The 14,130-nt window shown below is 52.9% G+C and carries 14 protein-coding genes and 1 pseudogene; 5 read left to right on the top strand and 10 right to left on the bottom strand.

Going from position 1 to position 14,130, the window contains the following annotated elements; all coding sequences use genetic code 11:
* Window positions 1-314: 314 nt before the first annotated feature.
* From ACO6BQ_RS09420 to ACO6BQ_RS09440, 5 genes are all read left to right on the top strand, one after another.
* A complete protein-coding gene (locus tag ACO6BQ_RS09420) occupies window positions 315-1,544 on the top strand; it encodes an aspartate kinase (RefSeq protein WP_489120613.1) in 1,230 nt (409 codons plus the stop codon).
* 159 nt (window positions 1,545-1,703) lie between these two features.
* Window positions 1,704-2,945: a pyridoxal phosphate-dependent aminotransferase gene (locus ACO6BQ_RS09425; protein ID WP_489120615.1), complete on the top strand. Its 1,242-nt coding sequence runs from the start codon at window positions 1,704-1,706 to the stop codon at window positions 2,943-2,945.
* 145 nt (window positions 2,946-3,090) lie between these two features.
* The gene (rplM, locus tag ACO6BQ_RS09430; RefSeq protein ID WP_489120626.1) at window positions 3,091-3,516 is read left to right on the top strand and encodes a 50S ribosomal protein L13; all 426 of its coding nucleotides are present in this window, start codon (window positions 3,091-3,093) and stop codon (window positions 3,514-3,516) included.
* A gap of 26 nt (window positions 3,517-3,542) precedes the next feature.
* Window positions 3,543-3,935 carry a 30S ribosomal protein S9 gene (gene rpsI / locus ACO6BQ_RS09435; RefSeq protein WP_006691995.1) on the top strand — a complete coding sequence of 131 codons (393 nt, stop codon included), beginning with the start codon at window positions 3,543-3,545 and terminating at the stop codon, window positions 3,933-3,935.
* A 126-nt stretch (window positions 3,936-4,061) separates the two neighbouring features.
* On the top strand, window positions 4,062-4,505 hold the full coding sequence (locus ACO6BQ_RS09440; RefSeq protein WP_489120616.1) for an RrF2 family transcriptional regulator: 444 nt from the start codon (window positions 4,062-4,064) through the stop codon (window positions 4,503-4,505).
* Between the two features lie 5 nt (window positions 4,506-4,510).
* Here ACO6BQ_RS09440 and ACO6BQ_RS09445 read toward each other — a convergent pair whose 3' ends face one another.
* The 10 genes and pseudogenes from ACO6BQ_RS09445 to ACO6BQ_RS09490 all read right to left on the bottom strand — a co-directional run.
* The gene (locus tag ACO6BQ_RS09445) at window positions 4,511-5,800 is read right to left on the bottom strand and encodes a DUF445 family protein (RefSeq protein ID WP_489120617.1); all 1,290 of its coding nucleotides are present in this window, start codon (window positions 5,798-5,800) and stop codon (window positions 4,511-4,513) included.
* On the bottom strand, window positions 5,797-7,026 hold the full coding sequence (locus ACO6BQ_RS09450; RefSeq protein ID WP_489120618.1) for a DUF445 family protein: 1,230 nt from the start codon (window positions 7,024-7,026) through the stop codon (window positions 5,797-5,799). The genes ACO6BQ_RS09445 and ACO6BQ_RS09450 overlap by 4 nt, the downstream gene beginning before the upstream one ends.
* Window positions 7,027-7,036: 10 nt before the next feature.
* The gene (gene galU, locus ACO6BQ_RS09455; protein ID WP_489120619.1) at window positions 7,037-7,918 is read right to left on the bottom strand and encodes a UTP--glucose-1-phosphate uridylyltransferase GalU; all 882 of its coding nucleotides are present in this window, start codon (window positions 7,916-7,918) and stop codon (window positions 7,037-7,039) included.
* A 78-nt stretch (window positions 7,919-7,996) separates the two neighbouring features.
* The gene (locus tag ACO6BQ_RS09460) at window positions 7,997-9,061 is read right to left on the bottom strand and encodes a tartrate dehydrogenase (RefSeq protein WP_489120620.1); all 1,065 of its coding nucleotides are present in this window, start codon (window positions 9,059-9,061) and stop codon (window positions 7,997-7,999) included.
* Between the two features lie 30 nt (window positions 9,062-9,091).
* On the bottom strand, window positions 9,092-10,285 hold the full coding sequence (locus ACO6BQ_RS09465) for a hypothetical protein (protein ID WP_489120621.1): 1,194 nt from the start codon (window positions 10,283-10,285) through the stop codon (window positions 9,092-9,094).
* A 43-nt stretch (window positions 10,286-10,328) separates the two neighbouring features.
* Entirely contained in the window at window positions 10,329-10,982 is a 654-nt protein-coding gene (locus ACO6BQ_RS09470; protein WP_489120622.1) for a hypothetical protein, read from the bottom strand.
* Window positions 10,982-11,470 carry a CinA family protein gene (locus ACO6BQ_RS09475; protein ID WP_489120623.1) on the bottom strand — a complete coding sequence of 163 codons (489 nt, stop codon included), beginning with the start codon at window positions 11,468-11,470 and terminating at the stop codon, window positions 10,982-10,984. Before ACO6BQ_RS09475 ends, ACO6BQ_RS09470 begins: the two co-directional genes overlap by 1 nt.
* Window positions 11,470-12,798: a 30S ribosomal protein S12 methylthiotransferase RimO gene (rimO, locus tag ACO6BQ_RS09480; protein ID WP_489120624.1), complete on the bottom strand. Its 1,329-nt coding sequence runs from the start codon at window positions 12,796-12,798 to the stop codon at window positions 11,470-11,472. The genes ACO6BQ_RS09475 and rimO overlap by 1 nt, the downstream gene beginning before the upstream one ends.
* Window positions 12,799-12,822: 24 nt before the next feature.
* The gene (locus ACO6BQ_RS09485; protein ID WP_489120625.1) at window positions 12,823-13,875 is read right to left on the bottom strand and encodes an ABC transporter substrate-binding protein; all 1,053 of its coding nucleotides are present in this window, start codon (window positions 13,873-13,875) and stop codon (window positions 12,823-12,825) included.
* Between the two features lie 13 nt (window positions 13,876-13,888).
* A pseudogene (locus ACO6BQ_RS09490) lies at window positions 13,889-14,130 on the bottom strand (hypothetical protein); the annotation flags it as partial.

Raw genomic sequence — 14,130 nt, forward strand, 5'->3', positions numbered from 1 at the left:
AAAATGAAGTCCGTCAGATTGGCGTAGATTTTTTCGTCCGAACAAGGAGGCAAATCGGACGCATAGCCAAAGCTATGTGGAGATTTGCCGACACAGTGCGGGCAAAAAAGATGCATCAAGATGGCGCGGCTGAATTTATCAGTGCTTCCTTTATATGACCTTACTCTGTGCGCTGTATGGAGTAAGGTCATATTTTTATCGATCTCCTCTGCCCATCAATACGCTCCTTACTAGACAGTGATTCATTTTTACGCTATAATGCGTTCAGCATTCACCATTATGGGAATCATCTTAATACCATAGGGGGACATTATATGGCACTAATTGTAAAGAAATTTGGCGGGAGCTCGGTGGCTACGCCTGAAAAAATCAAAAATGTAGCAAAGCGAATCCTGAGTGAGAAAGCCCCCGATGATCGCATTGTCATGGTTGTTTCAGCCATGGGCGACACAACGGATGATCTCATCGCCCTCGCGGGTGAGGTTGTGGAGAGCCCCTATCAGTATGCGCGTGAAATGGATATGCTCATGACGACGGGCGAGCAAGTTTCCATCGCACTCCTTGCAATGGCATTCCGCTCCTTGGGGCATCCTGCCATATCCCTTACGGGAGCAATGGCAGGCATGAGGACTGACAGCGCGCATACGAAGGGACGCATCCTCGGACTTCAGCCGGAACGCGTACACGAGGAACTGAACAAGGGCAATATTGTTGTTATTGCAGGATTCCAAGGCACGGATGCGGCAGGCAATCCCGTGACCCTCGGGCGCGGCGGCTCAGATACTTCCGCTGTCGCGATAGCGGGTGCAATTGGTGCGGATACTTGTGAGATCTTCACGGATGTCGATGGGATCTATTCCGCAGATCCACGCATTGCCAAGGGTGCACGCCGTATGCAGGAGATCACCTACAACGAAATGCTTGAGATGGCGCGTCTTGGTGCGGGCGTCATGCAGCCGCGCTCTGTCGAGATGGGGCAGCTCTACGGCATCCCCATTCACGTTCGCTCAACCTTTACCTCGGAGCCGGGTACCATCATTAGGGAGGAATATACAGTGGAAGAAAAGTCCTTTATCATTCGCGGTGTCACGCATGACGAGCAGGTCTCCAAGATCACGGTTCTCGGTGTTTCCAATGTTCCCGGTGTCGCACACAAGATTTTCTCTGCGCTTGCAGATGCCAACATCGACGTGGATATGATTGTACAGAGCATTCGCAGTGCCGAATCCAATATGACGGATATGGTCTTTACCGTCGCCACCATCGATGCAGAGGAAGCAAAAGAGGTCGTCGAGGGCATCTCTGCAGAAATCAAAGCATCTGCCGTCGCCATCGACAACGATGTTGCGAAGATCTCGATTGTCGGTGCAGGAATGCTCGGCAGCCCCGGAATCGCCTCGCGCATGTTTGGCGCACTCTCGAGCGCAGATATCAACATTGAGATCATCAGCACGTCGGAGATCAGCATCTCCTGCCTCATCAAGGGCGGCAGTGTGAAGGATGCAGTCAACCGCATTCACGATGAGTTCTTCCCGAACGCATAAGAATACTTGTATACACCCACATATCCTGTGGACATAAACAGAACAACGCGCTATCATCATAGTGCATTTTAGGGAAAGCACGGATTATTGAAGCCCTGCCGCTCCGTCGGAGGGTTTCAATAATCCGTGCTTTCAAAACGAAAAGGAGAGCGTATACACATGGCTATTCAGATGGCGGCATCACACGCGGCATCAAGGAGACTGAAGGACGCAATTTTCGGTGCTGCTGCGGCATGCCGCGCCGCAATCGCCGAACACGGCGAGGAACGCGTTGTGAACGCAACCATTGGAGCGGTGATGGACGACGCCGGAAAACTTGCCCATCTCCCCACGGTCGAGCGCGTCTTCCGCTCCCTGCCCATTGAGGATTATATTGCCTACGCACCGATTTCGGGGCTTCCGGAGTATCTAGAGGCGGCGATCGACATCACATTTGCCGGAAACCGTCCCGCAGGATATCTTGGCGCGATTGCAACCGCAGGCGGAACGGGCGCACTGCGTACCGCTGTCGACAACTATGTGGAAAAGGGCGATCAGGTGCTCACCTCAGATTGGTTCTGGGGAACGTACAATGTCATCTGTCAGGAACTCGGCGCCTCTGTGACAAACTTCCAACTCTTTGATGAGGCAAACAACTTCAACCATACGGCATTTGCTGCATCGGTTGACACACTCCTCAAGAAGCAGGAGAGCTTGCTCATCATCCTCAATACGCCGGCGCACAATCCGACAGGGTATAGCCTCTCCTCCGAGGACTGGAATCATGTGCTGGACTGCGTGAAGAAACACGCCGCCGCGGGAAAGAAAATCCATCTGCTCGTCGACATCGCCTACATCGACTTTGCGGGAGAAAAGCACGAAGCACGCGCCTTTATGCAGAAGTTTTCCAATCTGCCGGAAAACATCCTGACGCTCTTTGCCTTCTCCATGTCCAAGGCATACACGTTCTACGGACAGCGCTGCGGTGCGCTGATTGCACTCTCATCAAGCAAGGCAGTCATTGACGAATTCGGTGAAATCAGCAAGTATGCGGCACGCGCGACGTGGTCGAACATCAACCGCGGGGCAATGACCCTCCTGACGCGTATCCAGCAGGACAAGACTGCCTATGCCTCGTACGAGGCGGAACGAGATGCACTCTATCACCTTGTGCAGGAGCGCGGCGATATCTTTATGCAGGAAGCGGCACAGTGCGGACTTCCCGCACTCCCCTATAAGGGCGGTTTCTTCCTCGCTATTCCTGCCGCAGATCCGCAGGCGGTCTGCAACCTGCTTCACGAGGATCTCATTTTCGCTGTGCCTCTGAAAATGGGCGTACGTATTGCGGCTTGCTCCGTGCCAAAGAAAAAAATGTGCGGCATTGCGGAAAAAGTAAAGCACGCAATGGATAAAATGCCTTGACATTCCGGTCAAAATTTTTTAGAATAGCGACGTGTGATATTTTTCATGTGTCCATTAGCCCCGGAAGCATGAGTGGATATTGCATCAACTCTACATATTGAATGCTCTTACTCTCATAGGGGGGAATTACGTGAAAACAACGGTTATGGCAAAAGCCGCCGATATTGAACGCAAGTGGTATGTTGTAGACGCCGAGAATCAGACGGTCGGTCGTCTTGCAGCAGAGATTGCAAAGGTTCTGCGCGGCAAGAACAAGCCCATCTACACGCCGCACGTTGATACCGGCGATTATGTCATCGTTATCAATGCTGAAAAAGTCAAGTTCACGGGAAAGAAGCTGACGGACAAAACCTACTTCCGTCACTCCGGCTATCAGGGCGGCACGACCTTTACGACTGCCGGTCAGATGCTCGATCGTTTCCCGACCCGCGTCATCGAACACGCTGTCAAGGGTATGCTGCCGAAGAACAGTCTTGGCGCAGAGATCTTCCGTAAGCTGAATGTTTACGTCGGTCCCGAGCACCCCCACGCAGCACAGAAGCCCGAACCGTTGGCGTTTGATATTCGCTGAGTTTCGTAAAAGGAGGAATCTGTTCGATGGCACAAGTCACTTACTACGGCACGGGTCGCCGCAAGACCTCAGTTGCACGCGTTCGCCTCGTTCCGGGCGACGGCAAGGTTACGATCAACGGTCGTGAGATGGCAGAATACTTCGGTCTCAAGACCCTCGAGCTGATCGTTCGTCAGCCGCTCAACCTGACGGAGACGGTCGATAAATACGATGTCATTGCCAACGTATCCGGCGGCGGTGCATCCGGTCAGGCCGGTGCAATTCGCCACGGCATTACGCGCGCACTCATTGAGATGGATGCAGAGTTGCGTCCTGCCCTCAAGAAGGCAGGTTTTGTCACGCGTGACCCGCGTGAGAAGGAACGCCGCAAGTACGGTCTCAAGAAGGCACGTAAGGCATCCCAGTTCTCGAAGCGTTAATTCGCTCCATATTTTGCAATATAAAATCCCCTTCTCTTATGAGAAGGGATTTTTTGTTTGACTTTTTTGTGTTTTTAACATATTATATTGATAGAATAACTATGTTTTACGAAAGAGGATGAGTCAATGAAGATCTCCGCAAAGGGTCGCTACGGCATTGCCGCAATGGTGTATCTTGCACGCAACTACGATGCCTCCTCCCCCATCACGATCATCAGCATATCGGAACATCTCGGCATCTCCAAGATCTATCTTGAGCAGGTTTTCTCCCTGCTCAAACGCAGCAAGCTAGTCAACTCGATCAAGGGTTCACAGGGCGGCTACCAGCTCGCGCGTCATCCACGCGCGATCAGTGCCTATGATATTCTCGCCTCCATCGAGATCTCCCTGATCGAAAAAACCGGACCAGCGTCTGAAAAGATGGATCAGCTCAATCATATTCTTGCCCGTGAGGTCTTCGATGTACTGGACAAGAGTATCTATGAGACACTGAATGCGATTACATTGGAGGATCTTCTAAGCGCACTGAATCGCGAGGAGAGCAACGAAAATCTGATGTACTTCATCTGATTCCATTACGAGAAGATGTTCATGCAGATGAAGAGAAACAGCCCGATACATCCGCCGACAAGCGAACCATTGACTCGAATCCAGAGCAGATCCTCCTCTACCTTGTCATAGATAAGATGATTCAGCTCCTCGTCGGTGAGACGCGAAAGGACGCTGCTTACAATCACACCGACGAGGGTCTGTGCGTGAAGTGCCGAACGTGCCAAGAGATCATACAGTACCTTTGCAATGATCTTCTGAAGCTCCGGACGCTCCTCAACCAACAAGAGCATGTGTTGATATTCAATATGGAGGATCGTCTGCAGGTGCGTATAGAACGCCGGCATATGCTCCGCGATCGGGTCAACTTCACGCTTCAAGTCCATCTGAAAGTGCTTTCGCATTCCACGGAAGAGACGTGCAATCGTCTCATCAATCGGAAGTTCGTACGCAAGCCGCTCCTGCAGCTGACGGGCGAGGTGCATCAACTCTGCATCTTGACGCAAATCCGATAGGCAATCCCGCATGAGGACAACGGCATTTTTCTGTAGTGGCGAATCATCCCTGCCCAACTCAGCAAGCACATGGCAGGTATGCCGCTGAATCAGTTCTGCCCCCTCGTCCAGATTGACTGTATTGGTCACCTCAAGGAGACGCGACAGGAATCCGTCCCCGAGTTTTTCGCGTTCGAGCTCTGCCAGTGCATCACGAATGGACTGCCGCGTTTCCTCGCTGGATACCTCGCGTGCAAGAAGCGAGACGATTCGTGAAAGGGCCTGCTGATCCCAGCCATTTGCAGCGGACAAAACAGCAAAGCGATTCATGAGTTCCGATGGATCTTCGCGCAGAAGCAGCTGTTTCAGACGAGCCGACAGATAGGTAATTGCCTTTTTGTTGTTTTTGCGCAGGAATGCCGCACGGATAAAATGAAGCACCGTACCTGTCAGCTGATCTTCCGTTTCCTTTTTATGCAGAAACGCCTGCAGCATCGGGAGCAGATGAATTTTCTCGATGTGCCGAAAAATCTTCCGTCGTGAAAAAAATTCTTTTTGTACCATAACGGTGATCGCACGGATCAAGCTGTCTCGCCGACGTGGCAATATCGCCGTGTGATACGGAAAGCCGAGCGGCTTCCGAAAGAGTGCCGTGACGGCGAACCAGTCCGCAACGCCGCCGACCAGAGCCGCCTCACTGACCATGAGCAGCCCATCTGTCCAGAGTGCGGACGGAAACTGCAGATGCAGGGCAAGCGAGATCAGGAAAAGGAGAAAGGAAGAAAAGAGTGCAGTATCCGCCTTGTTCCACGTTCGCGTCATAGCCCCCACATCCTTTCCGCGAGTGTTACAAGGAGCGACAACCCCATGCCAACAAATGCACCAACAATGGCACCATTCACACGAATCATCTGCAGGTCGGTACGCACCTTTCCCTCGACAAAGGCAATGAGCTCATCATCCGACTTTTGATTCAGGTAGTCCCTGACAAAGTCCGCAATCATCTCATGATGTTTCTCCACCTCTGCGGCAGCAAGGTCTTTCAGCCATCGGTCTGCACGATGCTGCCAGCCCTCCGAATGGACGAATACATCCAGTTTCTCATGGAGAATCTCCTTGAGATAGGGCACCCAAAAGGGATGGCTTCCCTTCATGCGATGCTCGATGATGTCGGAAAGAATGTTCTCGATCTCAAGATGCTCGATCACATGGATTTTATAGCGATGAAGTGCCTCATATACCTTTGGATTCGAACGCAGCCCCACTACGAAGGAGGTAAGTGCCTGAACCCCATCCCTATGATGGCGGTCATTTGCCTCCATCGCAGATGTTAGAATCTCCTCAAGGCGTCCCGTCAGCCACTCGGCAATCATTTCATCATCGAAGAAGGATAGGACAAAGGCGCGTATCATACCGTCGCGTTCATATTCCGTACGTATGGAATCAATGTTCTCACGCAGAATATCCTGAAACACCTGTGTCCGAACGAGCTGCTGCCCCATGCGGACAAGCATATTGAAGATGCGGTCTGCATGGGGTTCTTCCGTCAGGACATCCAGAAGTTCGGCAAAACTTTCCTCCAGAGGGAGCGCATGGAGTGCTTGCATCACGTAGGGCGCAAGCTCCTTTGCAATGCCGCGGCTGTCCACATCGGAGGCAACATGACGGAGGATATCCGTGACCGCCTCAATCAGCCGTTCACGCCCACCGCGATGCTCCAAATACTCCACAAGGAGCGCACCGATCTTCTCGCGCTCAACCACATCCATGATATTTTTTTTGCTGAGCAAATCATCCGCAGAAAAGCGGACAAGGGACTCCATGATACGTGTGCGATTGCGCCGAAGGATGTCCGTCCGATGCGATATGCCGAGCGGACGCCCGAAGATCGCCTTGACTGCAAACCAGTCTGCAAGACCACCGATGGTCGCCGCCAAGAATCCGTGATGAATCGTTGAAACGAGGAGGGAGCTCCCCTGCCCTGCTGTCCCGACAGCACCAAGTACACTGACGGCAAGTGCCAGATTTGCCTGATTTTCCTTTCGCAAACCGATCGCCTCACATCGTCTTTACAAGGGCTTTCAAATACGCCTTAAAATCTGCACCGAGATCCGCGCGGCGCAGGGCAAACTCAACCGTTGCCTGCAAGAATCCGAGTTTATCCCCCAGATCGTAACGTTTTCCCTCAAAGTCATAGGCATAGACCGCCTCACGCTGCGCGAGAACCTTGAGTGCATCTGTAAGCTGAATCTCACCGCCCTTGCCCGGCTTCGTCTCACTGAGAATGGAGAAGATCGCGGGGCTGATGATATAGCGTCCGAGCACGGCCATACGGCTTGGAGCCTCATCGACAGAAGGTTTTTCCACCATATCGAAAACCCGCATGAGGCGTGGATTCTCAAGCGTCTCACCTGCAACAATGCCATACGAGGATACCTGTTCATCTGCCACCATCTGGCAGCCGAGCACAGAGCCGCCGCGCTCCTCATAGACATCGATGAGCTGCCCCAGTGCCGACCGCTCCGGGTGAAGGACGACATCATCGCCAAGGAGAACTGCAAAGGGCTCGTCACCGACGAAGCTGCGTGCGCAAAAAATGGCATCCCCTAATCCGCGCATATACTTTTGACGGACATAGTGGACGTTTACATCCGTAGTTTCCCGCACCACATCGAGAAGTTCCATCTTTCCTTTTCGCTCGAGTTCATGTTCGAGCGCAGGAGCCGAGTCAAAGTGATCCTCGATGGCACGCTTGCCGTGTCCGCTGATGATAAGGATATCTTCAATACCGCTCGCAAGAGCCTCTTCGACAATGTACTGGATGGTGGGTTTGTCCACAATGGGCAGCATTTCCTTCGGCGTTGCCTTGGTGGCGGGAAGAAATCGTGTTCCGTATCCTGCTGCAGGAATGACAGCCTTTCGTATGCGCTTCTCTTTCATCTTATGTACGCTCCATCCATTATGTAAATAGAGCGCGAGGATTTGATAACCTCGCGCTTTTCTTACGCAAATTTACGCTCAACGTTCCAATATCGCAAGGATTGCACTGCCAACCTCCGAAGTCTTTGCCGTGCCGCCAAGATCAGGGGTCAGTGTCCTGCGCTCCACGAGCAAGGTCTCAATCGCTGCGAGCACGCGATCCGCCCATTCCTGTTCTCCGAGGAAGTCGAGCATCTGACTAATCGACCAGATCGATGCCAGCGGATTGGCAATCCCCTGTCCCGCAATATCAGGGGCACTTCCGTGAATCGGCTCAAACATCGACGGATACTTCCGCTCAGGATTGAGGTTCGCACCTGCGGCAAGCCCCATGCCGCCTGCAATCGCCGCTCCGAGATCCGTGAGGATATCGCCGAACAAATTGCTTGTCACAACAATCTCAAAACGCTTCGGATCTTTGACAAAGAACATGCTTGCTGCATCGACGAGGAGGCTGTGCGTCTCAACGTCCGGATATTCCTTTCCAACCTCGTCAAAGATCTCATCCCAAAAGACCATGGAGTAACGGAGGGCGTTTCCTTTGGAGATCGATGTGAGGGAGCGTTTCTCCCTGCGTGCAAGCTCATAGGCATAGCGAATGACACGTTCACAGCCATACCGTGAAAAAACACCTGTCTGAAGAGCTACCTCACGATCTGTCCCCGCATAGAGATGCGCACCGACATTCGCGTACTCGCCCTCGCTGTTCTCACGCACGACAATCATATTGATATCGTCCGTGGATACGTCTGCGAGAGGGCACGGAGCCCCCTTGAGAAGACGCACGGGACGGAGATTGATGTACTCATCGAATCCTCGGCGAATTTGCAGCAAAAGACCGCCAAGAGAAACATGATCGGGAACCCCCGGATATCCGACTGCACCGAGATAAACGGCGTCGAAATTCTTCAGCGTATCCAGCCCATCCGCCGGCATCATCGCGCCCGTTTTCAGGTAGTATTCGCATCCCCATGGAAAATCTTCAAACGAGACGGAAAAGCCCCCGTCCATCTTGGCAATTCCGCTAAACACCTTTTTTCCCTCGGCAATAACCTCGGGGCCAATACCGTCCCCTGCGATCACAGCAATGTTGAAATGCTTCATCGTTCTCCCCCGTATCCTACTGCGCAGTGATCAGAAAGCCTCCGCAATCGTCTTGATGAGAAGTGCCTCCTGCTGACGCGGAAGTCCACTCTGGTGCAGCGCACGGCCAAATCCGATCAGGAAGTCAATCTTTTGAAGTCGTGTCAGCGTCGTATTCTCGCGAAGCACCTTCGTAATCGCACGCATTCCCGCGACACTTGGGTCGCGCTGGAGCTGAACCTCCATCGCAAGCTGTCCTGCGAGGATATGACGGCGCACCTCATCCGAAACACCGGCAAGATCCTCCCCATTGTTCCGCACAATCTGACGGGGAGCCATCTCCGGAACGCCTACGGGACGAACGGAGTGTTCAACAGATGGGGGCACATCTTTGACGGGAGCAGCAATGGGGCGCTGCTCCACTGTACTCCCGAGCGCACCGAAACGATTCGGCTGTTTGGGCGGAGCACCGTTCTCGGCAGGAGGTGTCAGAGAGAACTGTTCATGCGGCATCTGCTGATAGCGCGGTCGCGTAGGACGCTGTTCACGTTCAATCGGTACATTGGCAGGAGGATCTGTCACAGCTGATACAGCATACACTTGCTGTTCGGACTGCGAAGGAGCTGCAGGCGGCGTATGCACGATCTCTCCCATGGATGGCTGCTGCGCACGGCTCTGTACCGGCACAGGGGGATTCGGAGCGGTCTCCTTCACCGGCATATCCGACATCGTCTCAGTTGACGTATCCAGTGCCTCTGCAGGAGCTGCCTTTCTTGGGATGGGCGGCGGAGCGGGGCGATTCATATTCACATCCCCGACCAGTTCCTGCACGGGGCGTCCCTCTTTCGCCGCCTGCTTCTCCTCACGACGGATATCCTCTGCCGTAATGATGACAGGCTTTGCCTTCTGTGTGGCAAGCGTAAATGAGGGATCGTTATTGCGCGCGGCAATCCGTGTATCAACACTCTCCCAACGGAGTCGTACGGGCTGTGTCGGCTGCGTACGTGGAGCGGGTGCAGTGGTACTCACATGCTCTTTCTTTTGCGCAGATATGGATGCCTCATAGCGATCCGATGCAGCATTTTCCTCCACTGCAGGCTTATTGGCAGGATCTGTCACCAGACGGTTCGCATGAAAGAGTTCCTGCGAATCCACCGTTCCCGGCGTAGCAGCAAAAGCCGTCCCCGAGGAAAGTGTCACAAGTACCGCGGCAGTAAGCATTGTTTTCTTTGATGACATCTTCATTGGTATTTCTCCTTTTGTTTTCCCTCGTTATGAAAACAACCGCTCACTGCAATGTGTGCAGAGTACGTCCTCCTGCCAGAAAAGTATCGACAGAAGAAGCACGAAGCTCCGGATTGTCAATGAGTTCGAGCCCATAGCGCGCACCATTTTCCCCACGGAAGAAGAGCACGGCCATCTGGTTGCTCGCCGTTGCCGTAGCATCCGGCGTACCATCACCATCCTCATCAATTTCAACCTCTTTGGCCGTCATGGCAAAGATCGCCTTGTTGCTATCGGTCAGGTTCATCAGCATGATCCCCTCATAGCCGTTGCTGCCCATAATCTTCTGCAGCAGCGTTGCCGCCTCCTCAGGGCTCACCGTATTGAGATTTGGCAGAGCCTCCTCAGGGAAGGCATTCACAAGAACGACCCACGCATATTTGATATGATACTCCTCATTATCAAAGATCAGGATCTCACCCTCACGATTCTCAAAGAGAGCACTTGCCGGAATGACGCCGACAGGCTTCTTTGGACACATAATCCGATAGCCATATGCCGCACTTTCATATGCATAGGAAAGTTCAGGGGTCGCAGCATTCACTGCAGGAACTTCCTGCCCTGTCTGTGCCCCCACCTCCGCAAATGCGTACGGTGTCCCCGTAAAAAATGCAGCAGCAGCGATCATCGCAGCTATTTTTTGATATCTCTTCATCATCAGGAGCTCCTCAGTACATCCCTTATCATAGCAAGGGCTTTATCCACAGCCGCCCGCTTGTTCTCAAGTCTTGTCCCGCGAAAATAATTCTTTTGAACAACCGTCCCCCTTCGATCGGAAACGGAAATATAGACCAATCCGACCGGCTTCTCCGCCGATCCTCCGTCAGGTCCTGCAATGCCCGTAATACTGACGCCAAGATCTGTCTGCATGAGCTGGCGTATCCCCTCCGCCATCTCCCGCGCCGTCTCCTCCGAAACAGCACCATATGCAGCAAGAGTATCCTCCGCAACATGAAGGATGCGGGATTTCACATCGTTGGAGTAGGACACAACACTGCCCATCACATAGGCAGAACTGCCGGGAACGTCCGTCAACGTACTCGTGAGAAGCCCTCCTGTACAGGACTCCGCACAGGAAATCGTCATCCCGGCTTCCCCTAGTTCCCTTCCCACACGCACGGGCAGTGGTTCATGTACGTTGTCCATCAATGCACCCTCTCACCCACAATATCATAGGTAAATCCCTGCAGGAGACGGACGCGGACAATATCGCCGACACGACTCTCCGCATCCCCCTCAATGTAGATCTGACCGTCCACCTCGGGTGCTTCCCGATAGGAGCGTCCGACCGCAATCGCCTGCTGCTCCGTATCGCGGCCTTCGATCAGGACATCTGTTTCATGCCCTTCCAGTCCGATATTGATCTCCTCGGAGATCTTGCTCTGGAGGCTCATCAGATCGTGATAACGCTCCTGCATGACCTCCTCTGCAACCTTCTGCGTCATCGTCGCCGCAGGGGTATCCTCTTCCTCGGAGTAGGTAAAGATCCCCACCTTGTCAAAGCGCTGCTTCTCTACAAAGGAACGGAGTGTCTGATAGTGTGTGTCTGTCTCTCCTGGAAAACCAACAATGAAGGTCGAACGGATCGCCACGCCGGGAATGCGCTCACGCAGCTTATGAATCAGCTTTTCCACACTTTCGCGCGTATCGGGGCGGTTCATCGAACGCAGCACTGCATTGTGTGCATGCTGAAGCGGAAGGTCAACGTATTTGACAACCTTCGGCTCATTTGCAAACACATCGATGAGCTCATCCGTAAAGTATTTCGGATAGCTGTAGAGAACGCGAATCCACGCGAGCTTTTCAATCTTCGCCAGTTCCCGCAGAAGCGTGGGAAGCATTGGCTTCTTATAGCGATCCAGTCCATAGTTTGCACTGTCCTGTGCAATCAGGACGATCTCACGCACACCGTTCTCTGTAAGTGCCCGTGCCTCCGTTACAATGTCCTCCATCGTACGGCTGCGGAAGCTGCCCCGAATCAGTGGAATCGCACAGAAGGCACAGCGATGATCGCATCCCTCGGCAATTTTGACATAGGCAGTATAGTGTGGTGTCGTGCGCAGACGCGGTGTCTTGGCGTCATAGATGGTCTCATCCTTGCCCGCGATCAAGAGACGACGGCCTTTCAGTGTCTCCTGAATGACCTCCATGATACGGCTCCACGCACCCGTACCAATAATGGCATTTGCCTCTGGAATCTCGTCAAGGAGCTGCTGTCCATAACGCTGACCGAGACAGCCCGCCACGATGAGACTGCGGCAGCGTCCCGTTTCCTTGTAATCCGCCATGCCAAGTACGGTTGTAATGGACTCTTCCTTTGCGGACTGGATAAAGGCGCATGTGTTGACAATCAGGATATCCGCCTCCGCAGGCTCATTGGTGATCTCAATGCCATGCTCCCGCATAATGCCGAGCATGACCTCCGTATCAACGAGATTCTTCGCACAACCGAGACTGATAAAACCCGCTTTCACTGATAAACTCTCCTCCGGCTTTCGTTATTCTTCGTAGAACCGTACTTCTTTGATCCAGCGATCCAGAAGGATCTCCTTTTCCTCCTTGCTGAAATACGGCCGATTTCTAAAAATGTTGATATTCTTCCCTGCAAACATCTGATAGGACAGTGTCATCGGGTTCGTGGTCAACAAGTAGAAGCGATGCTGTGCGAGTGCCAGCTGCGCCTCATCCGTCAGCAGCCAGTCCGCAAAGACCTCGGCAGCGTGCGCATCGCGCTCCGATGCACGAAAGGCAATGCCCATGCCGTAGATGACAACCGATGTACCATCCACGGGATAGAGAATGCGTATGGGATAGTCATCATGCACATAGCGCAGTGTCTCACTGAGTACCGCAATGGAGAGGTCGACCTCCCCCATGCCTGCCTGCCGTACAGGCGTATGCAGGTATTTGGAGTACTGCATGATCTTCGGCTGAATCCTGCGCCAAATCTCAAAGGCACGCTGATCTCCATACTCGGCAATCATGCTGTAGAGCAGATTTGACGACGCATCTGCCGCCATAAAATCCGTCGTACCGATGCGGATGTCCCGCTGCTGTGCAAGCTGCTGCCACGAGTTCGGCAAATCGAGATGCGTGCGCAGATAATCCTGATTCACTGCAAAGACAACAGGATCATACCACACCCCCGTCCAGTAGCGATTGGGGTGTCGAAACACATCCGAAACTTGATCGCTCTTTTCGGAGATATAGGGAACAAGATAGCCCGATGCAGCGGCACGATCCAACGTCTCTCGATCCGTCAGAACAAGCGCACTGTTCCCCTCTCCCTCTCCAAGAGCCTGCTCCCGCAAACGTTTCAAAATCTGCTCGGGAGACAGCTGAACAAAGTTCACACGAATATTGTACTCTTTTTCATATTCCTCGGACAGCACACCCGCAATCTCCGACGGAAGCGATGTATACGCCGTGATCTCCTGCATGGAGTGGCGTCCCGCACTACGTGGCGCAGAGGACGAGAGAAATGCGGAACTTGCGGCAACGATGCTCACAAGAAGTGCGGTCAGTATAATGAATAGCGTGTACCGCTTCATAAACAATCCTCTTTTATGCCAATAAACTTCTTACATTATAAACAATTCGTCCAAATTCTACAAGCCATTTTATCCGCAACGCGCAAAGCACAAGGAATCGCCGATAAAGAGAAGTCCGCCGAGTTGGTGATGAATTTATCAGAGCTTCCATAACATCAAAAAGATGCCTCCGTAAAACAAAGGCATCTTTCTGTATCTCTTTAGGAAGCACTGATAAATTCAGCCACGCCATCTTGACGCATCTTTTTTGCCCGC

The sequence above is a fragment of the Centipeda sp. (in: firmicutes) genome (assembly GCF_057271695.1).

Coding starts and splice junctions, on each gene's coding strand:
- galU (WP_489120619.1), bottom strand. CDS start 7,918: ATGAAAGAGAAGCGCATACGAAAGGCTGTCATTCCTGCAGCAGGATAC.
- rplM (WP_489120626.1), top strand. CDS start 3,091: ATGGCAAAAGCCGCCGATATTGAACGCAAGTGGTATGTTGTAGACGCC.
- ACO6BQ_RS09460 (WP_489120620.1), bottom strand. CDS start 9,061: ATGAAGCATTTCAACATTGCTGTGATCGCAGGGGACGGTATTGGCCCC.
- ACO6BQ_RS09445 (WP_489120617.1), bottom strand. CDS start 5,800: ATGACGCGAACGTGGAACAAGGCGGATACTGCACTCTTTTCTTCCTTT.
- ACO6BQ_RS09440 (WP_489120616.1), top strand. CDS start 4,062: ATGAAGATCTCCGCAAAGGGTCGCTACGGCATTGCCGCAATGGTGTAT.
- ACO6BQ_RS09465 (WP_489120621.1), bottom strand. CDS start 10,285: ATGAAGATGTCATCAAAGAAAACAATGCTTACTGCCGCGGTACTTGTG.
- ACO6BQ_RS09470 (WP_489120622.1), bottom strand. CDS start 10,982: ATGATGAAGAGATATCAAAAAATAGCTGCGATGATCGCTGCTGCTGCA.
- ACO6BQ_RS09475 (WP_489120623.1), bottom strand. CDS start 11,470: ATGGACAACGTACATGAACCACTGCCCGTGCGTGTGGGAAGGGAACTA.
- ACO6BQ_RS09420 (WP_489120613.1), top strand. CDS start 315: ATGGCACTAATTGTAAAGAAATTTGGCGGGAGCTCGGTGGCTACGCCT.
- ACO6BQ_RS09425 (WP_489120615.1), top strand. CDS start 1,704: ATGGCTATTCAGATGGCGGCATCACACGCGGCATCAAGGAGACTGAAG.
- rpsI (WP_006691995.1), top strand. CDS start 3,543: ATGGCACAAGTCACTTACTACGGCACGGGTCGCCGCAAGACCTCAGTT.
- ACO6BQ_RS09485 (WP_489120625.1), bottom strand. CDS start 13,875: ATGAAGCGGTACACGCTATTCATTATACTGACCGCACTTCTTGTGAGC.